At 71.5% G+C, this 21,835-nt stretch carries 17 protein-coding genes and 1 pseudogene; 3 read left to right on the forward strand and 15 right to left on the reverse strand.

The features are described from left to right. Positions 1-4 precede the first annotated feature (4 nt). Positions 5-421 (forward strand): annotated as a pseudogene (locus GRC12_RS01625) (sugar phosphate isomerase/epimerase and 4-hydroxyphenylpyruvate domain-containing protein); the annotation flags it as partial. On the opposite strand, the gene GRC12_RS01630 reads toward GRC12_RS01625, so the two are convergent. From GRC12_RS01630 to tkt, 8 genes are all read right to left on the reverse strand, one after another. Beyond that, on the reverse strand, positions 408-1,871 hold the full coding sequence (locus GRC12_RS01630) for a membrane-associated oxidoreductase (protein WP_208776793.1): 1,464 nt from the start codon (positions 1,869-1,871) through the stop codon (positions 408-410). The pseudogene GRC12_RS01625 and the gene GRC12_RS01630 overlap by 14 nt on opposite strands. A 114-nt stretch (positions 1,872-1,985) precedes the next feature. Next, positions 1,986-2,579, reverse strand: a complete 594-nt coding sequence (locus tag GRC12_RS01635) for a histidine phosphatase family protein (RefSeq protein WP_208776794.1) — start codon at positions 2,577-2,579, stop codon at positions 1,986-1,988. A 7-nt stretch (positions 2,580-2,586) separates the two neighbouring features. After that, complete coding sequence (gene gnd, locus GRC12_RS01640; protein WP_208776795.1) at positions 2,587-3,465, reverse strand: phosphogluconate dehydrogenase (NAD(+)-dependent, decarboxylating); 879 nt, start codon at positions 3,463-3,465, stop codon at positions 2,587-2,589. A 1-nt stretch (position 3,466) separates the two neighbouring features. Beyond that, positions 3,467-5,119, reverse strand: a complete 1,653-nt coding sequence (gene pgi, locus GRC12_RS01645) for a glucose-6-phosphate isomerase (protein ID WP_208776796.1) — start codon at positions 5,117-5,119, stop codon at positions 3,467-3,469. Position 5,120: 1 nt separating this feature from the next. Further along, complete coding sequence (gene opcA, locus GRC12_RS01650) at positions 5,121-6,047, reverse strand: glucose-6-phosphate dehydrogenase assembly protein OpcA (protein WP_208776797.1); 927 nt, start codon at positions 6,045-6,047, stop codon at positions 5,121-5,123. After that, positions 6,044-7,588: a glucose-6-phosphate dehydrogenase gene (gene zwf, locus GRC12_RS01655; RefSeq protein WP_208776798.1), complete on the reverse strand. Its 1,545-nt coding sequence runs from the start codon at positions 7,586-7,588 to the stop codon at positions 6,044-6,046. The genes opcA and zwf overlap by 4 nt, the downstream gene beginning before the upstream one ends. Then, complete coding sequence (gene tal, locus GRC12_RS01660; RefSeq protein ID WP_208776818.1) at positions 7,585-8,769, reverse strand: transaldolase; 1,185 nt, start codon at positions 8,767-8,769, stop codon at positions 7,585-7,587. Before tal ends, zwf begins: the two co-directional genes overlap by 4 nt. Before the next feature lie 22 nt (positions 8,770-8,791). Next, entirely contained in the window at positions 8,792-10,885 is a 2,094-nt protein-coding gene (tkt, locus tag GRC12_RS01665) for a transketolase (RefSeq protein WP_208776799.1), read from the reverse strand. Between the two features lie 146 nt (positions 10,886-11,031). Here tkt and GRC12_RS01670 point away from each other — a divergent pair, with 146 nt between their 5' ends. Beyond that, positions 11,032-11,937, forward strand: a complete 906-nt coding sequence (locus GRC12_RS01670; RefSeq protein ID WP_208776800.1) for a helix-turn-helix transcriptional regulator — start codon at positions 11,032-11,034, stop codon at positions 11,935-11,937. Between the two features lie 52 nt (positions 11,938-11,989). Here GRC12_RS01670 and GRC12_RS01675 read toward each other — a convergent pair whose 3' ends face one another. From GRC12_RS01675 to GRC12_RS01685, 3 genes are all read right to left on the reverse strand, one after another. Continuing rightward, positions 11,990-13,375: a glycoside hydrolase family 16 protein gene (locus GRC12_RS01675; RefSeq protein ID WP_208776801.1), complete on the reverse strand. Its 1,386-nt coding sequence runs from the start codon at positions 13,373-13,375 to the stop codon at positions 11,990-11,992. A gap of 178 nt (positions 13,376-13,553) precedes the next feature. Beyond that, a complete protein-coding gene (locus tag GRC12_RS01680; protein ID WP_208776802.1) occupies positions 13,554-14,792 on the reverse strand; it encodes a L,D-transpeptidase in 1,239 nt (412 codons plus the stop codon). A 160-nt stretch (positions 14,793-14,952) separates the two neighbouring features. After that, positions 14,953-17,052, reverse strand: coding sequence for an MMPL family transporter (locus tag GRC12_RS01685; RefSeq protein ID WP_208776819.1), 2,100 nt, complete (start codon positions 17,050-17,052; stop codon positions 14,953-14,955). A 205-nt stretch (positions 17,053-17,257) separates the two neighbouring features. Here GRC12_RS01685 and GRC12_RS01690 point away from each other — a divergent pair, with 205 nt between their 5' ends. Then, positions 17,258-17,659, forward strand: a complete 402-nt coding sequence (locus tag GRC12_RS01690; RefSeq protein WP_208776803.1) for a VOC family protein — start codon at positions 17,258-17,260, stop codon at positions 17,657-17,659. Here GRC12_RS01690 and GRC12_RS01695 read toward each other — a convergent pair. The 4 genes from GRC12_RS01695 to GRC12_RS01710 form a co-directional block, all read right to left on the reverse strand. Beyond that, positions 17,656-18,324, reverse strand: a complete 669-nt coding sequence (locus tag GRC12_RS01695; RefSeq protein WP_208776804.1) for a response regulator — start codon at positions 18,322-18,324, stop codon at positions 17,656-17,658. The genes GRC12_RS01690 and GRC12_RS01695 overlap by 4 nt on opposite strands. Continuing rightward, the gene (locus GRC12_RS01700) at positions 18,321-19,505 is read right to left on the reverse strand and encodes a sensor histidine kinase (RefSeq protein WP_208776805.1); all 1,185 of its coding nucleotides are present in this window, start codon (positions 19,503-19,505) and stop codon (positions 18,321-18,323) included. The genes GRC12_RS01695 and GRC12_RS01700 overlap by 4 nt, the downstream gene beginning before the upstream one ends. Before the next feature lie 136 nt (positions 19,506-19,641). Continuing rightward, positions 19,642-20,397, reverse strand: coding sequence for an IclR family transcriptional regulator (locus tag GRC12_RS01705; RefSeq protein ID WP_208776806.1), 756 nt, complete (start codon positions 20,395-20,397; stop codon positions 19,642-19,644). Further along, entirely contained in the window at positions 20,394-21,764 is a 1,371-nt protein-coding gene (locus GRC12_RS01710) for an alpha/beta fold hydrolase (RefSeq protein ID WP_208776807.1), read from the reverse strand. The genes GRC12_RS01705 and GRC12_RS01710 overlap by 4 nt, the downstream gene beginning before the upstream one ends. Between the last annotated feature and the right edge of the window lie 71 nt (positions 21,765-21,835).

A 21,835-nucleotide genomic window follows, 5' to 3' on the forward strand; every position in this document is an offset into this window, starting at 1 on the left:
CCGGGACCGGACAGGAGTTCGCCGCACGCGCCGGGAACGGTCCCGGCGCGACGGAAGCGTCCGTATCGCCCTGACCGTCGGCCCGGGGCCCGCCGACGACACCGTCCACGCCCAGCACATCGCCCTGGCCAGCGACGACGTGGTGGCGGCCGCGCGCTGCTGCCGATACGGGCGAACCACTACGACGACCTGGCCGCCCGATTCGACCTCACCGACGGCGAGTTGGCGACCTACCGGGGAGCTCGGCATCCTCTACGACCGTGACGCGCACGGCGAGTTCCGGCACTGCTACACCAGGACCGTCAGCCGCGTCTTCTTCGAACTCGTCCGGCGGGACGGCGGGTATCGCGGGTACGGCGCCTCGAACGCCCCGGTCCGCCTCGCCGCCCAGCACACCGCCCGCCGCCTCACTGGCGGCTGACGGTCCGGGTGACGCCGGTGACGACCGTGGTGGCCAGGATCCACCCGGTGATGATCAGGGCGTAGGCGAGGTACTGGTACCAGCCGCTCGGCGCGAAGGCGTCCTCCTGGCCGAAGGAGATCACCGGCAGGAGCAGGTCGAGGGTGTAGAACACCGGGTTGAAGTGCGGGGCCTCCGACGCCTTGAGCGGGCGCGGGTGGTGCAGGGCGTACGCGAGCGAGCCGACGGCCAGCAGCGACAGCAGCCAGACGGCGGCGCGCAGCGGGTGGAAGCCGTAGCCGACGGTGGCGTCCTGGACGTAGCCCCAGACGCGGCCGTACCAGGCGCGGGTCGAGCGCAGACGGCGCTGCTTGGCGAGCAGGACGAGCCGGGCGGCGTGGTCGTCGCCGACCCGGCGGTAGGCGGCCGACAACTGCTCGTAGGCGTAGGGGACATAGCCGTCGCCGTCGCGCTCCAGCATGGGCAGGCGGCGCTCGGCGGGAACGTGCGGGGTGAGGGCCGTGTAGGTCAGCTCGCTGACGTACACCTCGCCGGGCAGCATCGTCGGTTCGAGGGTGAGGAGTTCGATGTGGGACCGGCGCAGGTTCAGCGCGCCGTCGACACGGTCACCGCCGCGCAGCCAGAGTTCGCCGATCACGCTGCTGCTGGCCCGCAGGGCCGTCCCGCCCGGACCGGAGAGACGGGCGTGCAGCAGATCGAGGCAGCCGGGTATGCGGGAGCCCCGGAAGTCCACCCGCCCGCGCGCGGTCAGGCACGTGGCCCGGACGTCGCTGCCCACCGTGAGGTTCTGCGCGTCGAGGGCGTTGCCCGAGGGGTGGTCGAACTCGGCGTCGCGGAAGTTCACCGCGCCGGACACGGATGCTCCGGTGAGCCGGACCTGACCGTGTGCGCGCAGACCCGGTGCCCACAGGTCGTCCCCGATCGTCACCTGGTTCAGCTGCAGCGCCGGCTCCTCGGCGCCGGCCGCCTCGAACGCGCCCCGGTCGGCGAACAGCGCCCCCGCTATGTGCGCCCCGCCCAGCCGTACCGGCCCCAGGAACCGGCAGTCCGTGAGCCGTAGCACCCCCTCGACCCGGACCGTCGCCGCGGACAGCCCGGGCAGCACCGAGTCGCTCAGGTTGAGCTGGCGCAGCCGCGCGCCGTACAGCTGCGGGACCTCCTCGAAGTGGCAGTGGCTCAGCCGGACCGCGTGGTCGGTCGTGCCGTACCGCAGGTCGAGGACGCCGGTGATCCGGGCGCCGTCCACCTTCAGCGCGGCGATCTCACCCGGCTCCTCGGGCCCGTTGAGCAGCAGGGCCCGCAACACGGCCGCGCGCAGCGTCCGTTCGGGTCCCCACCGCACGCCATCGGCCGGGTCCTCGTCGTTCCCCGTACCGAAGTCGACCGCTTCCCCCGTGGCGAACGCCCGCCACACCCGCCGCTCGGCCGGCGTCAGTTCGTTGATCTCCACAGGGCGGGACTCTAACGCCCGCACACGACAGAGGCCCGGGCCACGCCACCAACGCGTCTGCTCGTCTGCGGTGTCGAGCGGGCGCGGGGGCGGGCGTGGTCCGGGCCGGGAGGGTTACGGCCGGGTGTTCCACTCGGCGACGACCGGGCGGCCGTGCTCGGTCGACAGGCGGCTGACCGTGCCCGTGGAGAGCTGGAACAGCCGTCCCTCGGCGGGCGGCAGGCCCAGTCGGCGGGCGGTCAGGACGCGCAGGAAGTGGGCGTGCGCGACGAGGATCACGTCCCCCGAGCGGTGGGCGAGGGCGGCGTCCACCCGGGCCAGCACCCGGTCGGCGCGGTCACCCACCTCGGCCGGGGACTCGCCCGGGTGGTCCTCGGGGCCGGGCGGGACACCGTGCAGCCACAGGTCCCAGTGCGGGCGGGTGCGGTGGATCTCGACGGTGGTGACGCCCTCGTAGGCGCCGTAGTCCCACTCGTGCAGGTCGGGTTCGACCTCGGGCGAGGGGATGCCCGCGAGTTCGGCGGTGCGTATCGCGCGGCCGAGCGGGCTGGTCAGGGCGAGTGCGTAGGTCCGCTGCGAGAGGAGTGGAGCGAGGGACTTGGCCTGCTCCTCACCGTGCTGGGTGAGGGGCAGGTCGGTGAAGCTGGTGTGCTGTCCCGAAAGGCTCCACTCCGTCTCGCCGTGGCGGACCAGGAGAAGGTCCCCCACGGCCGGACTACTCCTTCGACTCGACGGCGTGGCCGCCGAACTGGTTGCGCAGCGCCGCGACCATCTTCATCTGCGGGGAGTCGTCCTGGCGGGAGGAGAACCGCGCGAAGAGGGAGGCCGTGATCGCCGGCAGCGGCACCGCGTTGTCGATGGCCGCCTCGACCGTCCACCGGCCCTCGCCGGAGTCCTGCGCGAAGCCCTTGAGCTTGTCGAGGTGCTCGTCCTCGTCCAGGGCGTTGACGGCGAGGTCCAGCAACCAGGAACGGATGACGGTGCCCTGCTCCCAGGAGCGGAAGACCTCGCGGACGTTGTCCACGGAGTTGACCTTCTCCAGCAGCTCCCAGCCCTCCGCGTACGCCTGCATCATCGCGTACTCGATGCCGTTGTGGACCATCTTCGAGAAGTGCCCGGCGCCGACCTTGCCCGCGTGGACATAGCCGTACGGGCCCTCCGGCTTCAGCGCCTCGAAGATCGGCTGGAGCCGCTCGACGTGCTCCTTGTCGCCGCCGACCATCAGCGCGTAGCCGTTCTGCAGACCCCACACACCGCCGGAGACACCCGCGTCGACGAAGCCGATGCCCTTGGCGCCCAGCTCCTCGGCGTGCTTCTCGTCGTCCGTCCAGCGGGAGTTGCCGCCGTCGACGACCGTGTCGCCGGGGGAGAGGAGGGTGCCGAGTTCGTCGACGACGGACTGGGTGGCGGCGCCGGCCGGGACCATCACCCAGACCACGCGCGGCGCTTCCAGCTTGTCGACCAGCTCGGCGAGGCTCGTCGCGTCGGAGAGGTCGGGGTTGCGGTCGTAGCCGATGACGGTGTGGCCGGCGCGGCGGATCCGCTCGCGCATGTTGCCGCCCATCTTGCCGAGACCGATCAGTCCGAGCTGCATGTCAGTTGCCTTCCTTCAGGTCGCGGTAGGCGGCCACGAGTGCGGTGGTGGAGGGGTCGAGGCCGGGGACCTCTGCGCCCTCGGTCAGGGCGGGTTCGACGCGCTTGGCGAGCACCTTGCCGAGTTCGACGCCCCACTGGTCGAAGGAGTCGATGTTCCAGATCGCGCCCTGGACGAACACCTTGTGCTCGTAGAGGGCGATCAGCTGGCCGAGGACCGACGGGGTCAGCTCGCGGGCCAGGATGGTCGTGGTGGGGTGGTTGCCCCGGAAGGTGCGGTGCGCGACCTGCTCCTCGGGGACACCCTCCGCGCGCACCTCGTCGGCGGTCTTGCCGAAGGCGAGCGCCTGACCCTGTGCGAACAGGTTGGCCATCAACAGGTCGTGCTGCGCCTTGAGTTCGGCGCTCAGTTCGTCCACCGGGCGGGCGAAGCCGATCAGGTCGGCCGGGATCAGCTTGGTGCCCTGGTGGATCAACTGGTAGTAGGCGTGCTGCCCGTTGGTGCCGGGCGTGCCCCACACCACCGGTCCGGTCTGCCACTCCACCGGACGCCCGTCACGCTGCACCGACTTGCCGTTGGACTCCATGTCCAGCTGCTGCAGATACGCCGTGAACTTGGAGAGGTAGTGCGAGTACGGCAGCACGGCGTGCGACTGGGCGTCGTGGAAGTTGCCGTACCAGACGCCCAACAGGCCCAGGATCAGCGGGGCGTTGGCCTCGGCAGGGGCGCTGCGGAAGTGCTCGTCGACGATCCGGAAGCCGTCCAGCATCTCGCGGAAGCGGTCCGGGCCGATGGCGATCATCAGGGACAGGCCGATCGCCGAGTCGTAGGAGTAGCGGCCGCCGACCCAGTCCCAGAACTCGAACATGTTGTCCGGGTCGATGCCGAACTCGGTGACCTTCCCGGCGTTGGTCGACAGGGCGACGAAGTGCTTCGCGACCGCCTTGTCGTCGTGCAGACCGTCCGGGCCCTCCAGCAGCCAGGAGCGGGCCGAGGTGGCGTTGGTGATCGTCTCGATCGTGGTGAACGTCTTGGAGGCGACGATGAACAGCGTCTCCGCCGGGTCCAGGTCGCGCACCGCCTCGTGCAGGTCGGCGCCGTCCACGTTGGACACGAAGCGGAAGGTCAGTTCCCGTGCCGTGAAGGCCCGCAGGGCCTCGTACGCCATCGCGGGGCCGAGGTCCGAGCCGCCGATGCCGATGTTGACGACGTTGCGGATCCGCTTGCCGGTGTGGCCGGTCCACTCGCCGGAGCGGACCCGCTCGGCGAAGCCGCTCATCTTGTCCAGCACGGCGTGCACCTTCGGCACGACGTTCTCGCCGTCGACCTCGACGACGGCGTCCCGCGGCGCCCTGAGCGCGGTGTGCAGGACGGCACGGTCCTCGGTGAGGTTGATCCTCTCGCCGCGGAACATGGCGTCGCGCAGCCCGAACACGTCGGTGGCGGTGGCCAGTTCCCGGAGCAGGGCCAGGGTCTCGTCGGTGATCAGGTGCTTGGAGTAGTCGATGCGCAGATCGCCCACGTGTACGACGTACCGCTCCGCGCGCCCGGGGTCGGTGTCGAACAGCTCCCGCAGCCGGGGTTCGCCCTGGGCGCGGTGGTCCTCCAGGGCGGTCCACTCGGGACGCCGGGTGAGGCTTGGGGTGTCGGACATGTCAGACGGTCTCCTTCACGCTCTCGCCGCGCAGGGCGATGGCGTACATCTCGTCGGCGTCGAGGCGGCGCAGCTCCTCGGCGATGAGCTCGGAGGTGGTGCGGACCTTCAGGGCGAGGGTGCGGGAGGGCTGGCCCGGCAGGGACAGCGTGGCCAGCGGGCCCTCGGGGCGGTCGATGACGATCTCGCCGTCGGTGGTGCCCAGGCGCACGGCGGTGACGACCGGGCCGGCCGTGACGACCCGGTCGATCCGCACGTTCAGCCGCGCCTCCAGCCAGCGCGCCAGCAGCTCGGCGGCGGGGTTCTCGGCCTCGGCCTCCACCGCGCCCGAGATGATCTGCGCCCGTGCCTGGTCCAGGGCGGCGGCCAGCATCGAGCGCCAGGGCGTCAGCCTGGTCCAGGCGAGGTCGGTGTCGCCGGGCGCGTAGGAGCGGACCCGGGTCTCCAGGGCCTCGAGGGGGTTCTCCACGGCGTACAGGTCGGTGATCCTGCGCTGGGCCAGCGCACCCAGCGGGTCCTTCGAGGGGATCTCGGGCGCGTCCACCGGCCACCACACCACGACGGGCGCGTCGGGCAGCAGCAGCGGCAGCACGACCGAGTCGGCGTGGTCGGACACCTCGCCGTAGGTGCGCAGCACGACCGTCTCACCGGTGCCGGCGTCGGAGCCCACGCGCACCTCGGCGTCGAGCTTGGAGGCGACGCGGTCGCGCGGGGTGCGGGCCTGGCGCCGGATGACGACCAGGGTGCGCGAGGGGTGCTCGTGCGAGGCCTCCTCGGCCGCCTTGATCGCGTCGTAGGCGTTCTCCTCGTCCGTGACGATCACCATCGTCAGGACCATGCCCACGGCAGGCGTACCGATGGCGCGGCGACCCTGCACCAGCGCCTTGTTGATCTTGCTTGCCGTGGTGTCGGTCAGGTCGATCTTCATGGCCTGCGCCAGCTCCGTCCGTCTCGTGCGAGCATCTCGTCGGCTTCCTCGGGTCCCCAGGTGCCCGAGGCGTACTGCGCGGGCTTGCCGTTCTTCGCCCAGTACTCCTCGATCGGGTCGAGGATCTTCCAGGACTCTTCCACTTCCTGGTGGCGGGGGAAAAGGTTGGCGTCGCCGAGCAGTACGTCCAGGATGAGCCGCTCGTACGCCTCCGGGCTGGACTCGGTGAAGGACTCGCCGTAGGCGAAGTCCATCGACACGTCCCTGATCTCCATCGAGGTGCCCGGGACCTTGGAGCCGAACCGGACCGTCATGCCCTCGTCGGGCTGGACGCGGATGACGATCGCGTTCTCGCCGAGCTCCTCGGTGGCGGTGGAGTCGAAGGGCGAGTGCGGGGCGCGCTGGAAGACGACCGCGATCTCGGTGACCCGGCGGCCCAGCCGCTTGCCGGTGCGCAGGTAGAACGGCACGCCCGCCCAGCGCCGGTTGTCGATGTTCAGCTTGACGGCCGCGTAGGTGTCGGTCGTGGAGGACGCGTCGATGCCGTCCTCCTCCAGGTAGCCGCGGACCTTCTCGCCGCCCTGCCAGGCCCCCGCGTACTGTCCGCGCACGGTGTGGGCGCCGAGGTTGTCCGGCAGCTTCACGGCCTTGAGGACCTTCAGCTTCTCGGTGAGCAGCGACTCGGCGTCGAAGGCGGCCGGCTCCTCCATGGCGGTCAGCGCCATCAGCTGCAGCAGGTGGTTCTGGATGACGTCACGGGCCGAGCCGATGCCGTCGTAGTAGCCCGCGCGGCCGCCGATGCCGATGTCCTCGGCCATCGTGATCTGGACGTGGTCGACGAAGGACCGGTTCCAGATCGGCTCGTACATCTCGTTGGCGAAACGGAGCGCCAGGATGTTCTGGACGGTCTCCTTGCCGAGGTAGTGGTCGATGCGGAAGACCTGGTCCGGCTCGAAGACGTCGTGCACGACCGCGTTGAGCTCACGGGCGCTGGCGAGGTCGCGGCCGAACGGCTTCTCGATGACCGCGCGCCGCCAGGCGCCCTCGGGCGCGTTCGCCAGGCCGTGCTTCTTCAGCTGCTGGACGACCTTCGGGAAGAACTTCGGCGGCACGGAGAGGTAGAAGGCGAAGTTGCCCCCGGTGCCGCGGGAGGCGTCCAGCTCCTCGACGGCCGACTTCAGCTGCTTGAAGGCGGTGTCGTCGTCGAAGTCGCCGGGGATGAACCGCATGCCCTCGGCGAGCTGCTGCCAGACCTCCTCACGGAACTCGGTGCGCGCGTGCTCGCGCACGGAGTCGTGCACGATCTGCGCGAAGTCCTCGTCCTCCCAGTCCCGGCGGGCGAACCCGACGAGGGAGAAGCCCGGCGGCAGCAGACCGCGGTTGGCCAGGTCGTAGACGGCCGGCATCAGCTTCTTGCGGGAGAGGTCACCGGTGACGCCGAAGATGACCAGGCCGGAGGGTCCGGCGATACGGGGGAGGCGCCGGTCGCGCGGGTCGCGCAGCGGGTTCTCCCAGTCGACGGTGGCAGGGATCTCGGTCATTCCGCGTCCACTCCCTCGCTGTCCGGGGACTTGCTGTCCAGGGACTTGGCGACGGCCTCCAGCAGGTCCTGCCAGGCCGTCTCGAACTTGGCGACACCCTCGTCCTCGAGCTGCTGCACGACCTCCTCGTACGAGATCCCGAGGGCCTCCACGGCGGCCAGGTCGGCGCGCGCCTGCGCGTAGCCGCCGGTCACCGTGTCACCGGTGATCCCGCCGTGGTCGGCGGTGGCGTCGAGGGTGGCCTCCGGCATCGTGTTCACGGTGCCCGGGGCGACCAGCTCGTCCACGTACAGGGTGTCCTTGTACGCGGGGTCCTTCACGCCGGTCGAGGCCCACAGCGGGCGCTGCCGGTTGGCGCCGGCACCGGCGAGCGCGGTCCAGCGGTCCGACGACCGGGACGGGTCGCCGGCGGAGCCGAACACCTCTTCATAAGCCTGGTACGCCAGCCGCGCGTTCGCCAGCGCGGCCCGGCCCTTGAGGGTGGTCGCCTCGGGGGAGCTCAGGCCGGTCAGCCGCTTGTCGATCTCGGAGTCCACGCGGGAGACGAAGAAGGAGGCGACCGAGTGGACGGCCGCGAGGTCGAGGCCCCTGGCCTGCGCCTTCTCCAGGCCGGCGAGGTAGGCGTCCATGACCTCGCGGTAGCGCTCCAGGGAGAAGATCAGCGTGACGTTGACGCTGATGCCGAGGCCGATGACCTCGGTGATCGCCGGGAGTCCGGCCCGGGTCGCCGGGATCTTGATCATGACGTTGGGCCGGTCGACGAGCCAGGAGAGCTGCTTGGCCTCGGCGACGGTGGCCCTGGTGTCGTGGGCCAGACGCGGGTCGACCTCGATGGAGACCCGGCCGTCCCGGCCGCCGGTCGCGTCGTACACGGGCCGCAGGACGTCGGCGGCGGCGCGGACGTCGGCCGTGGTCATCATCCGTACGGCCTCTTCGACCGTCACTCCGCGCACGGCCAGGTCGGCGAGCTGCTCCTCGTAGCCCTCGCCGGAGCCGATGGCGGCCTGGAAGATGGACGGGTTGGTGGTGACGCCGACGACGTGCCTGTCGCGGACGAGTCCGGCGAGGTTGCCGGTCTCGATGCGCCCGCGCGAGAGGTCGTCCAGCCAGATGGAGACGCCTTCGTCGCTGAGGCGCTTCAGTGCTCCCGCGGTGGCGGTTGCTTCGGTCATGGTACTGATCATCTTCTTTCTGGCGATCGGATCAACCGCGGGCGGCGGCGAGGCCTGTCGTTGAATTGAACACAGCCCGGGCCGCGGCGGCGACGTTCTCGGGGGTGAAGCCGAACTCGGCGAACAGGGTTTTGGCGTCGGCGGAGGCGCCGAAGTGCTCCAGGGAGACGATGCGTCCCGCGTCACCCGTGAAGCGGTACCACGTCAGGGCGATGCCCGCCTCGACCGCGACGCGGGCCCTCACCGACGGTGGAAGCACGCTCTCGCGGTACTCGCGGGGCTGCTCCTCGAACCACTCCACCGACGGCATCGACACCACGCGGGTGCCGATCCCCTCGGCCTCCAGCCGCTCCCGCGCGGCGACGGCGAGCTGCACCTCGGAGCCGGTGGCGATGAGGATCACGTCCGGGGTCGACTTCGAGGACTCCTTCAGGACGTAACCGCCCTTCGCCGCATCGGGGTTGGGGGCGTAGGTCGGCACGCCCTGGCGGGTGAGCGCGAGTCCGTGCGGGGCCGGGGCGGTGGCGTGCCGCCTCAGGATCTCGGCCCAGGCGACGGCGGTCTCGTTGGCGTCGGCCGGGCGGACCACGTTCAGACCGGGGATGGCGCGCAGCGCGGCCAGGTGCTCGACCGGCTGGTGCGTCGGGCCGTCCTCGCCGAGACCGATGGAGTCGTGCGTCCAGATGTAGGTCACCGGCAGCTGCATCAGCGCCGACATCCGCACCGCGTTGCGCATGTAGTCGGAGAACACCAGGAAGGTGCCGCCGTAGACGCGGGTGTTGCCGTGCAGGGCGATCCCGTTCATCTCCGCGGCCATGGAGAACTCGCGGATGCCGAAGTGGACGGTACGGCCGTACGGGTCGGCCTCCGGCAGCGGGTTGCCCTTCGGCAGGAAGGAGCTGGTCTTGTCGATGGTGGTGTTGTTCGAGCCGGCCAGGTCGGCGGAGCCGCCCCACAGCTCGGGCAGCACGGCACCCAGCGACTGCAGCACCTTGCCGGAGGCGGCGCGGGTGGCGACCGACTTGCCCTCCTCGAAGACCGGCAGCGCGTCCTCCCAGCCCTCGGGCAGCCGGCCGGCCACCACCCGGTCGAACAGTGCGGCGCGCTCGGGGTTCGCGCCGCGCCACTTGTCGAGCTGCTTGTCCCAGGCCGCGTGCGCCTCGGCGCCGCGGTCCAGGGCCTCGCGGGTGTGGGCGAGGACGTCGTCGTCCACCTGGAAGGACCGCTCGGGGTCGAAGCCGAGGACGCGCTTGGTGGCGGCTACCTCGTCGGCGCCGAGCGCGGAGCCGTGGGCGGCCTCGGTGTTGCGCGCGTTCGGCGCGGGCCAGGCGATGATCGTGCGCATCGCGATGATGGACGGCCGGCCGGTCTCGGCCTGCGCGGCCCTGAGCGCCGCGTAGAGGGCCGCTACGTCGATGTCGCCGTCCTCGGCGGGCTCGACGCGCTGGGTGTGCCAGCCGTAGGCCTCGTACCGCTTCAGGACGTCCTCGGAGAAGGCGGTCGCGGTGTCGCCCTCGATGGAGATGTGGTTGTCGTCGTAGAGGAAGACCAGGTTGCCGAGCTTCTGGTGCCCGGCGAGGGAGGAGGCCTCGGCGGAGACGCCCTCCTCCAGGTCGCCGTCGGAGACGATCGCCCAGATGGTGTGGTCGAAGGGGGAGGTCCCCTCGGGGGCCTCCGGGTCGAACAGACCGCGCTCGTAGCGGGCGGCCATCGCCATGCCGACGGCGTTGGCGACGCCCTGGCCGAGCGGACCGGTGGTGGTCTCCACGCCCGCGGTGTGGCCGTACTCGGGGTGACCGGGCGTCTTGGACCCGTGGGTCCTGAAGGCGTTGAGGTCATCGAGCTCCAGCTCGTAGCCGGAGAGGAACAGCTGGGTGTAGAGGGTCAGCGAGGTGTGGCCGGGGGAGAGGACGAAACGGTCCCGGCCGGTCCACTCGGGGTCTGCGGGATCGTGGCGCATCACCTTCTGAAAGATCGTGTAGGCGGCCGGGGCGAGGGCCATCGCGGTGCCCGGGTGGCCGTTGCCGACCTTCTGCACGGCGTCGGCGGCCAGCAGTCGAGCGGTGTCGACGGCGCGTCGGTCGAGTTCGGTCCATTCGAAGCTGTCCGGTGTCTGCGTACTCATCTTCAAGAAGTCCTCGATCGCGGCGATGGTTCTGGCCTGACGCGTTCAAAACTAAAAGTCTGACTTTTACGGGGGTAGGTCCTCGTGTGCCAGCCTGTGGTGAAAGTGGGACACCGAGAACACCGGCCGGGCGGCGTGAGAGGGACATGGCGGACAGAACCATCCAAGGCGGCGACGGTGACGGGGGCGTGGACGTGATCAGAACGTTCCCCTTCCCGGTCGAGCTGAGTGTGTGCGGGGTCGGCATGCAGGTCGGCCCGATGGGAGCCGGCCGCACCTGGCACGCGGACGCCCCGCTGCACCGCGTCCACCGCATCGACTTCCATGTCGTGATGCTCTTCGACGACGGCCCCGTCCGCCACATGATCGACTTCGCCGAGTACGAGGCGAGCGCGGGGGACGTGCTGTGGATCCGTCCGGGCCAGGTCCACCGTTTCCCGAATGCCAGCGAGTACCGCGGAACCGTGCTGACCATGCAGCCGGGCTTCCTGCCCCGTGCCACGGTGGAGGCGACGGGCCTGTACCGCTACGACCTACCCCCCCTGCTCCGCCCGGACGACGCCCAACTGGCCGCCCTGCGCTCGGCCCTGACGCAGTTGCGATACGAGTACGAGGACACCACGACTCTTCCGCTGAGTCTTCACACGGCGGTCCTGCGCCACTCGCTGACGGCGTTCCTGCTCCGCCTCGCCCATCTGGCGGCGAGTTCGGCCCAGGCGGCCCAGGGTCAGTCGGACACCACCTTCACCCTCTTCCGGGACGCCGTGGAGAAGCACTTCGCCACCAACCACAGCGTCAGCGCCTACGCCGACTCCCTCGGCTACTCCCGCCGCACCCTCGTCCGCGCGGTCCGCGCCGCCACCGGCGAGACCCCCAAGGGCTTCATCGACAAACGGGTCGTGCTGGAGGCCAAGCGCCTCCTGGCCCACACCGACCTCCCGATCGGCCGCGTCGGCGCGGCCGTCGGTTTCCCGGACGCCGCGAACTTCTCCAAGTTCTTCCAGCAGCACACGGACATGACACCGGCGGCATTCCGGGCCGAGATGCACTGAAGAGGGGCCCCACGCCCTGGGCGTGGGGCCCCTCTCTCCGTGAACCGTGCCGTCAGTGACCGAAGTCGAACCAGTTGACGTTCACGAAGTCCGCCGGCTGGCCGCTGGAGAAGGTCAGATAGACGTCGTGGGTGCCGGTGACGTCACTGATGTTGGCCGGGATCGTCGTCCAGGACTGCCAGCCGCCGGTGTTGGCGACGGCGAAGCTGCCGACGGGTGTGCCGGTGGCGCTGTCGAGGCGCACCTGGACTAGGCCGCTCACCCCGCTCGCCGCGCCGCTCGCCACCCGGGCGTAGAACTGCCTGGCCGCCGTGGAGCCGAAGTTGACGCCCTTGTAGAGAGCCCAGTCGCCGTTGGCTATGTAGCCGACGTCCTGTCCGCCACCGGTGTCCGAGGTGGTCTCGGTGCTGACGCCGGACTGGCTGTCGTACGACTCCGCCTGGATGGCGCTGTAGGCGTCACGGTTGCCGGACGGTGGAGGGGTGGTACCGCTCCCACCGGACGACAGCACCTGGACGTAGTCCACCAGCATCGGATGTCCGGACTCGGTGGCGCTGGTCGGTCCGCCGCCGAACGCGGCCGGGAAGGCGCCGCCCATCGCCACGTTCAGGATGACGAAGAAACCGTGGTTGGTGGCGTTGGCCCAGGTCGTCGCGTCCACCTGACCGGCCGTCACCGTCTGGTAGGTGACGCCGTCGACGGAGAAGCGGATCGCCTCGGGGCTGACCGAGCGGTCCCACTCCATGGTGTAGGTGTGGAAGCCGGACTGGCAGGTCGTGTTGGGGCAGGCCGTCGAATTGCCCAGGCCCGTCGTCTCGTTGCAGGGGCCGCCCGAGGCCGTGCCGCAGTGCATGGTGGCCCAGGTCTTGTTGATGCCGTTGACGTTCTCCATGATGTCGAGCTCGCCGACGCTCGGCCAGTTCTGGTAGTTGCCGCGGTATGGCGCGCCCAGCATCCAGAACGCCGGCCAGTAGCCGGCCGCCGCGTTCCCGGTGACGTTCGGCATCTGGATCCGTGCCTCGACGCGCAGCTTGCCGCCCGCCGGGGGCTGGAAGTCGGTGCGGTTGGTCTCGATACGGCCCGAGGTCCAGTTGCCGGCCGCGTCCCGGATCGGGGTGATCTTCAGGTTGCCGCTGCCGTCGAGGGCGACGTTGCTGGTGCTGCTGGTCATCGTCTCGACCTCGGAGGTGCCCCAGTTGGCGGGGCCGCCCGGATAGGAAGTGCCGGTGTCGTACTGCCAGTTGGAGGTGGAGACGCCGGTGCCGGCCGAGCCGTTGAAGTCGTCGAGGAAGACCTGGGTCCAGCCCGACGGGGGTGTGGGGGCGGAGGCGTCGGCGGACTGGGTGGCGGCCGTGGCGAGCGCGGCCGCCAGGCCGAGCGTGCTGAGGACGGCGACGAGCGCGCGTCGCCGTCTCGGTGTGCCGGAGCTTGCACTCATGGGGGTGCCTCTCGGGTACGGGGATGGCTGCGGGGTGCCGATTGAGAGCGCTCTCAAAGTGGCCCCAATGTGCTCCCGCTCACACCGGTCGTCAAGACTTAAAACAAGGAAAGTCCTTCCGGCGCGGGTGAGTTCACCCCATGAATGCCGTTTGTGCCAGGACCTGTTGCGAAGGCCCCTAGACGGCGCTCCCCGCCTTCCACCGGTCCCACGACAGGTTCCAGCCGTTGAGACCGTTGGCCGGATCCACCGTCCGCTCGCCGGAGTTCCTGACGATGACGACGTCCCCGAGCATTGAGCTCTTGTAGAACTTGTAGCCGTCCACGTCGGGGTCGTTCGCGCCCTTCGCGTCGTGCAGACCGACGCAGCCGTGACTGGTGTTCTCGTGGCCGAACACCGAGGTGGACGCCCAGTAGTTGCCGTGCACGAAGGTGCCCGAGGTGGTCAGGCGCTGGGCGTGCGGCACGTCCGGGATGTCGTACTCGTCGCCGAGGCCGACCGTGGAGGACTCCATCCGGGTCTGCTGGAACCGCTCGCTGATCACCATGATCCCGGACCAGGTGGTGTGCCGGGCGTCGCCGCCGGAGACCGGGTAGGTGGCGATGGTCTCCCCGTCCCGCTCGACCACCATCTCCTTGCCCGCCAGGTCGACGGTGCTGATCTGGGCGCGGCCGATGTGGAAGGTGACGTCCTTGTGCTGGACGCCGTAGACGCCCTCGGTGCCCTGGACGTCCTTCAGACGCAGGCTGAGGGTGATCTTCGTGCCGGACGCCCAGTACGTCTCGGGCCGGAAGTCCAGCCGGGTGTCGCTGAACCAGTGGCCGACGACCTCGACGGCGGGCTCGGCGGTGACGGTGATGGCCTTCTGCACGGCCGCCCTGTCCTTCACGGCGTGCGTGAAGTTGATCGACACGGGCATGCCGACGCCGGAGGTCGAGTCCGCCTCGGGCGTGAAGTAGCCGACGAAGGTCTCGCCGGGCGACTTGGTGGTGAAGGTCGCGGTCCGCGCCGAGCTGCCCTCCGGGGTGGCGGTCACCGTGTACTTCGTGCCCGAGTAAGGGTTTCTCGCCGACGTCCACCGGGTCCTGGCCGCGTTGAACGAACCGGCCAGCGTCGAGCCGTCGTTGCCGGTGACCTTGACCGACGCGAGCGTGCCGCCGGTCACGGTGACCTCGACCGGGTTCGCGAAGTCGGCCTTCCTGGTGCCGTCGGCGGGGGTGACCGAGACCACCGGCCTCCTCGCCGCCGCCTTCGCGGACGCGGCGGGCGTGGCCGTGTCCTCGGAGGCGCCCGCCGAACCGCTGCACCCGCTCAGTACGGCGGCGGCCGGTACGACGCCGAGCGCGCCGAGCACACCGCGCCGGGACCACCTCCCCGACCGCTGCGAGGACCGGTTCGATATGTGCGAGACGCCCACGGCAGGCCTTCCTGGGATTTCCACCTTGTCCGGATGGATCCTGCGCGGCGCGTATGTGCTGATCCTTTGAAAGGCCGGGCCGCTTCCTGAGATTCCGGTGAGGACTCCCCGGGGGCCCGGCCGTTCCGCTTCAGTGCCTTTCGGTTCAGTGCCTTTCGGTTCAGCGGCTCGCCAGCTCGACCGGCTCCGCTGCCTCCTCGCTCACCCCGAACCGCTCGTGCGCCCGCCGCAGCGGCCTCGGCGCCCACCACGCCCGCCGCCCCAGCAGCGCCATCGTCGCCGGGACCAGCAGCATCCGTACGACCGTCGCGTCGATCAGCACCGCGAGGGTCAGTCCGAGGCCGATCTGCAGGATCGGGGAGAAGCCGCCGGTCATGAAGGCGCCGAAGACGACGGCCAGCAGCAGCGCGGCGCAGGTCACCACGCGCCCGGAGCGGCGCAGACCGGTCACCACGGCCTCCTGGTCGTCCCCGGTCAGCCGGCGCGCCTCGCGCATCCGGGCCAGGATGAACAGCTCGTAGTCCATGGCCAGTCCGAAGGCGATGGCCACGATCAGCGGTGGCGCGGTCAGACTCAGGGCACCCAGGCCCTCGGCGCCCAGCGCGCCGGCCAGATGACCGTCCTGGAAGACCCACACCACCACACCGAGCGCGGCGCCCAGGCTGAGCAGCGTGGTCAGGATCGTGCGCAGCGGGATCAGCACCGAGCCCGTGAAGGCGAACAGCAGCGCGAAGATGCCCACGAGCACGGTCAGGGCGGCCCAGGGCGCCCGGTCGGCGAGCATCGCGCGGAAGTCCACGAGCCGGGCGGCCTGCCCGGTGACCTGCACGGGCTGCGAGCCGCGCAGCTCCCGCACACGATGCACCAGACCGGTCGCCGCCGCGCCGTCGACCCGGCCGGAGGGCTGCAACTGCACGACCCTCACCCCGCCGGGCAGCGCACGGACCTCGGCGGCCTGGGAGAGGGCGCGGATCCGGTCGGCGGTCACCGCGTCGGTGCCGGGCTTCAGGACGACCGTGACCGGCGAGACGCCCGTACCGGGCGCGAAGTGGGCGCCGACGGTGTCGTACAACTGCCGTGCCTCGGTGCTCGACGGGAGCTGGGTGGCGTCCCCGATCTCGATCCGCATGCCGGTGACGGGCAGGGCGAGGACCAGCAGGGCCGGTACGACGGCTGCGAGCACGGCGATCCGGCGGCGGGCGGCGAAGCGCGCGAGGCGGGCGAAGAAGCGGCCCTCCTCGCCCTCCGGCCGGGCCTTCGCGGGGGCGATCCGCGCGCCGAACCGCGTCAGCAGCGCGGGCAGCAGCGTCACCGCGGCCAGCATGTCGACGACCACGACCGCCGCCACCGCGAGGCCCATGCTGCGCAGGAACACGCTCGGGAAGACCAGCAGTCCGGTGAGGCTGACGGCGACGGTGAGTCCGGAGAACAGCACGGTCCGCCCGGCCGCCGCGACCGTACGGTGCACGGCCTCGACCACGTCCTCGGTGTGCCGGCGTTCCTCGCGGAAGCGGACCAGCATCAACAGGGCGTAGTCCACGGCGAGTCCGAGCCCCAGCATGGTGGTGACCTGGATCGCGTACACCGAGATGTCGGTGACCTGGCTGAAGCCGGACAGCGCCAGGAACGCGCCCGCGATCCCGCTGACCGCGATCACGAGCGGCAGCCCGGCCGCGCGCAGACCGCCGAACACCACGAGCAGCAGGGCGAGTACGACGGGCAGGGAGATCAACTCGGCGTTGCGCACGTCCTCCTGGGCCCGTTCGCCGAGTTGCTTGCCCAGCAACGGGCCGCCGCTGACGTGCACGTCGGGCGCCTCGATCCGCTTGATGCGCGCGGCGGCCGCGTCGACGGCCTTCTCCTCGGCGTCGTCGCCGAGACCGCCCTCGAGGGTGACCGGGACGATCAGGGCGCGCCCGTCGCGCGCCGTGAGCCCGCGGGTGGTGTACGGATCCGGTACGGCGGCGACCCCGGGGACGCGACGCACGTCGGCGACGGCCCGTTCGACCTGGGTGCGCAGGCCGGCGTCGGTCACCGCGACGCCCGCCACGACCCCGGTGATCGACTCACCGGTCGGATCGGTCCGGTCGAGGTACTGGGCCGCGTGCTCGGACTCGGTGCCGGGGACGTCGGGCACGTTGTCGGAGAGCCGCCCGAAGACGCCCGTCCCGAGCCCGAAGCCGAGCAGCAGGAAGAGCAGCCAGAGCAGGATCACGGTGAGCGGACGGCGGGTGGCCGTCCGGGCGAGGACGGAGAGCACGGTCCCTCCCTGCGGGGCGTCGGTGGACATGCCCCCAGGCTGGTGCGGGCGGGTGCGCCCCCGGATCGCCGGAGCGAGCGGTTTCGAGTCCTCGGCCGCGCGGGGGAGACGGGGCTGCGGCTCACCCTCCAGGGGGAGGCGGGAATCGTTCCGGTCGCGGCGGAGGTTGACGCAATCACCACACCCGCCCGTCGAGGAGCGCCCCGTGTCCGAGGAATCCCCCGTCCGCGAACTCCGTCTCGTCGTCACGGCGTCCGACTACGACGAGGCGCTGCGCTTCTACCGGGACGTCCTCGGCCTGCCCGAGCGTGCCGCCTTCTTGTCTCCCGACGGCCGGGTCGCCATCCTGGAGGCGGGCCGGGCCGCCCTGGAGCTGACCGATCCGGGGCACGCCGCATTCATCGACGAGGTGGAGGTGGGGCGGCGCGTGGCCGGGCGGATCCGGGTCGCCTTCCAGGTGGACGACTCCACCGCCGTCACGGCACGGCTCGCCGCCGCCGGAGCCGGCGTCCTCGCCGAGCCGACCCGCACGCCCTGGAACTCCCTGAACTCGCGGCTCGAGGCCCCGGGCGCGCTCCAGCTGACCCTCTTCGAGGAACTCGGCTAGGGAGCTCCGGGTGCGACCAGACCCGTCTCGTACGCGCAGATCACCGCCTGCACCCGGTCCCGCAGGCCGAGCTTGCTCAGGACGTTGCTGACGTGGGTCTTGACGGTGTGCTCGCTGACGAAGAAGGCCGTGGCGATCTCGGCGTTGGACAGACCGCGGGCCAGCAGCCGCAGGGTCTCCGTCTCGCGGGCGGTCAACACCTCCAGACGCTGCGGGGTGGCCGAGGCGGCGGCCTCCTCCCGGCGGCGCCGGACGACGTCCGCGACCAGGCGCCGGGTCACCGTGGGCGCGAGCAGGGAGTCGCCGGCCGCGACCACCCGCACGGCGTGCACCAGGTCGTCGCGGCGCACGTCCTTGAGGAGGAAGCCGCTGGCGCCCGCGTACAGCGCCTCGTACACGTACTCGTCGAGGTCGAACGTCGTCAGCATGACGACCTTGCACGCGGACCGGGCGCACACCCGCCGGGCCGCCTCCAGGCCGTCCATCTCCGGCATGCGGATGTCGAGGAGCAGCACGTCCGGCGCGTGCCGGTGCACCGCCGCGACCGCCTCGGCGCCGTCCCCGGCCTCCGCGACCACCTCGATGTCCTGCTGGGCTTCGAGGATCATGCTGAACCCGCTGCGCACGAGTTCCTGGTCGTCGGCCACGACCACGCGGATGCTCACCCCAGCGCCGCCTGCCGGTCCGCCGCGACGGGCAGCCGTACGGCGACCCGGAAGCCGCCCTCCGGTCCCCGTCCGGTGTCCGCGCTCCCTCCGCAGGCGGCGGCCCGCTCCTGGATGCCGATGAGCCCGTGTCCGCCGCCCGGCTCCGCCGGGCCCCGTCCGTCGTCGGTCACCGTCAGGGTCAACGCGTCCTCCGTCCAGTCCAGTTCGACCGTCGCCGAGGCAGCGTACGCATGCTTCACGGTGTTCGTCAGGGCCTCCTGCGCCACCCGGTAGGCGGCGACCTCTGCGTCCGGCGGCAGCGCCCTCGGCTCGCCCGTCGTGCGCAACTCCACGCGCAGCCCGGTGGATTCACCGACCCGGCGCACCAGCCCGGGCAGGGCCGCCGTCCCCGGCTGGGGTGAAGTGCGGTCGCGGGGCTCCTCCTTGAGCACGCCGAGGATCCGCCGCAGCTGCGCCATCGCGTCCCGGCCGGCCGTCGCGATCGCGTCGAAGGCGGCCTCCGCGCGCTGCGGATCGCTGCGCACCACGACCGGTCCCGCCTCCGCCTGCACCACCATCAGGCTCACCGCGTGGGCGAGGACGTCGTGCATGTCCCGGGCGATCCTGGCCCGTTCCTGCGCGATGGCCCGTGCGGTGTCCGCCGCCCGCTCGCCCTCCAGACGCCGGGCCCGGTCCTCGACCGCGGCGGTGTACGCGCGCTGCACCCGGGCGAGCGTGCCGAGCCCGTACGCGCACACGATCGTCAGCAGATGGAAGGCGTACTCGAAGGGCCGCGCGTTCTCCTTGTGCTGCATGGTCAGCGTCGTGCCGAGCAGCCAGCCCGCCAGCATCAGGCGGCGCTGCCAGGCGGGCGAGCGGGCGGCCAGCGTGTACAGCACGACGAGGCCGCCCCACACCACGTCCGGCGGCGGCGCGTGGTAGACGGCCATCGCGGGCGTCGCCGCGGAGATCACCCACGCGGTGGCGAAGGGCGCGCGCCGCCGCCACACCAGCGGCACCGCGGTCGCCGCGCCGAGCAGCCAGCCCAGCAGGCTGAGGCGGTCGTCGCCCTCGTCGGGAAACAGCCACTGCAGGGACACGGCGAACAGCACGAGCGCGGCGAGGGCGGTGTCGACGACGTACGGATTGGCGGCACGCACCCGCGCGGCGATCCGCGGGATCCAGGAGGACGGGGACATGAGCGGCTCCTCGGACAAGGGCCGTTCCAGTATCCCGACGAGCGGAGGCCCGCGCCTCGCCGGTGAGAGGGATATGCGACCCGAGAAACCCCGAGGAACCCCGAGGAACAGGGACCGACAGCCCTCGCGATGCCGCTCAGGGCTCCTTCGGCGGCCGCCAGCCCAGGGCTCGGGAGATTCCTCGTGCCGCGAGCCGTACCGCCGGTATGAGGACCGGGATCTGGGCGTCGGACTGCGGCACCACCACCGACACCGCGGCCGTCACCGTGCCGCCCGGTCCGCGTACCGGTGCGGCCACCGACAGGGCGTCGTCGGTGACCTGCCGGCTGCTCACCGCGACCCCCGTGCGCCGTACCTCGGCCAGCACCCGGCGCAGTCGTGCCGGGTCGGTGATGGTGTACGGCGTGAAGGCCGCGAGCGGGCCCGCGCAGTACTCGTCCTGGGAGTCCGGGTCCGCGTGCGCCAGCAGCGCGAGCCCGACCCCCGTGGCGTGCAGCGGCCAGCGCGCGCCGACCCGGATGTGCACGCCGACCGCCGACCGCCCCGACAGCCACTCGATGTAGACGACCTCCCGCCCGTCCCGCACCGCCATCTGCACGTTCTCGTGGGTGGCCTCGTACAGGTCCTCCAGGTACGGCAGCGCGATCTGCCGCAGTGCCAGTCCGCGCGGGGCGAGTGCCGCGACCTCCCAGAGCCGGAGCCCGACGTGGTAGACGCCGGACGCGTCCCGCTCCAGCGCGCCCCAGTCGGTGAGCGCGCCGACCAGGCGGTGCGCGGTGGTGAGGGTCAGCCCGGCCCGTCGGCTGATGTCCGTCAGGGACAGCGCCGGGTGCTCGTGGTCGAACGCTGCGAGCACGGACAGCAGCCGGTCGGGCGCGGAGCGGAGGGTCATGGCCGGGCGTCTCCGGGGTGCGCGAGGTCGTAGGGACGGGGGTAGGGGGCCGGACGGTAGTTCACGTACCGTGCCGCGGACGTCGAATCCTCGCGCGCGGCACGGGAGTTGAGGACCGCCGGTGAGGTGTCCCAGCGGCCCGTGTCGAGGCGGTGCTCCAGGGTGTGCAGCGCCCCGAGCATCTCGCCGGAGGTGAAGGCGCAGTGTCCGGGGCCGTCGACGTACGCCTGGCTGAGCAGTCGGCCGGATCCGGCCGCGACGGCGGCCCGCCTGTAGGCGCTCTCGGCCTGGACCGGGATCAGTCCGTCGCCGGTGGTGTGGATGTCGAGCTGCGGGTCGCTCAGCCGGCCGCCGAACACACTGGTGCGCCGCATCCACCGGACGGCCGCGGGGTCGGCGGATATCCGGGGGGCGCGGTTCAGGGCCGCGAGGTCGGTGCGCAAGGACAGTCCCGCCTCCTTGTAGAGCTCCGTCACCTCTTTGTACAGCGGGGACCGGCCCAGCATCGCGGTGTAGTCGACGCCGGTGTTCCAGGACATGGTGCCCCCGGCCCGGCTCTCCGCCTCCTGACGCCAGCTGAAGGCGGGAAACTGCAGCAGACCGGAGACGGCCGTGTACTGGTTGCGCTCCTGGCCGTCCCAGTCCGTCGGGCCCGGCCGGGTCTGCGAGGGGTCGTTGTAGCCGGGGATGTTGTGCAGAGCGGCGGCGAGCGCGATGCGGGCGCGGCCGGCGGCGCTCTGCTGGGCCTCGGAGACCTTCGAGGTGAGGGCTTGGGCCGCGCTCACGGCCGCCGCCTGGTCGGCGAAGCCGGTGAGCGGGATGTTCTCGCCGGGCGCGAGCAGGGTCCGCAGGGCGAAGACGGGGTCGAGGGTGCTGTTCCAGTTGGCGACCCCGCCCTGGACCAGCCCGCACATCGACAGCGAGCCGTCGAAGCGGTCCGGGTGCCGCTCGGCGAGGGTCGTGGTGACCAGTCCGCCGTACGAGGTGCCCCAGGCGATCGTCCGCCGGGCGGTGCCGAACTCCGTGGTGAACACATCGAGGGTGGCGAGCTGGTCCGGTACCGCCTGGGTCACCGCCCAGCCGGTCGTGGCGTACGAGGAGCCGATGAGCGCGTAGCCCTCGGCGAGCAGCTTGCCGGCGGTGGTCGCGTCGGGTGAGTCCTGCGCCGGGTTGGGCACACCGGCGGGGCGGTAGCCGTGGCTGTAGAGCAGCACGGTGCCGTTCCAGTGGGCGGGCACGTCCATCGAGTACGTGGCACCCGAGGGGAGCCGGCCTTCGACATGGGCGTCCGTGGCCGCCTGGGCGGGTACGGCGGCGGCCGCGCCGAGGGTGAGGGTCAGCGCGGCGAGGCGGATGCGGGTCTTCACATGAGGTCCCTTCCGGTGGGGCGTGCGGGACGAAACCCCGGTGAAGTTAGGCACTCACGATTCGGCAGTCA

The organism is Streptomyces griseorubiginosus (assembly GCF_017614965.1).
Lineage (GTDB): Bacteria > Actinomycetota > Actinomycetes > Streptomycetales > Streptomycetaceae > Streptomyces > Streptomyces griseorubiginosus_B.

Excerpts from the sequence above, each read along its gene's own strand:
- gnd (WP_208776795.1), bottom strand. The coding sequence starts at position 3,465 with ATGCAGCTCGGACTGATCGGTCTCGGCAAGATGGGCGGCAACATGCGC.
- pgi (WP_208776796.1), bottom strand. The coding sequence starts at position 5,119 with ATGTCCGACACCCCAAGCCTCACCCGGCGTCCCGAGTGGACCGCCCTG.
- opcA (WP_208776797.1), bottom strand. The coding sequence starts at position 6,047 with ATGAAGATCGACCTGACCGACACCACGGCAAGCAAGATCAACAAGGCG.
- zwf (WP_208776798.1), bottom strand. The coding sequence starts at position 7,588 with ATGACCGAGATCCCTGCCACCGTCGACTGGGAGAACCCGCTGCGCGAC.
- tkt (WP_208776799.1), bottom strand. The coding sequence starts at position 10,885 with ATGAGTACGCAGACACCGGACAGCTTCGAATGGACCGAACTCGACCGA.
- GRC12_RS01670 (WP_208776800.1), top strand. The coding sequence starts at position 11,032 with ATGGCGGACAGAACCATCCAAGGCGGCGACGGTGACGGGGGCGTGGAC.
- GRC12_RS01675 (WP_208776801.1), bottom strand. The coding sequence starts at position 13,375 with ATGAGTGCAAGCTCCGGCACACCGAGACGGCGACGCGCGCTCGTCGCC.
- GRC12_RS01700 (WP_208776805.1), bottom strand. The coding sequence starts at position 19,505 with ATGTCCCCGTCCTCCTGGATCCCGCGGATCGCCGCGCGGGTGCGTGCC.
- GRC12_RS01705 (WP_208776806.1), bottom strand. The coding sequence starts at position 20,397 with ATGACCCTCCGCTCCGCGCCCGACCGGCTGCTGTCCGTGCTCGCAGCG.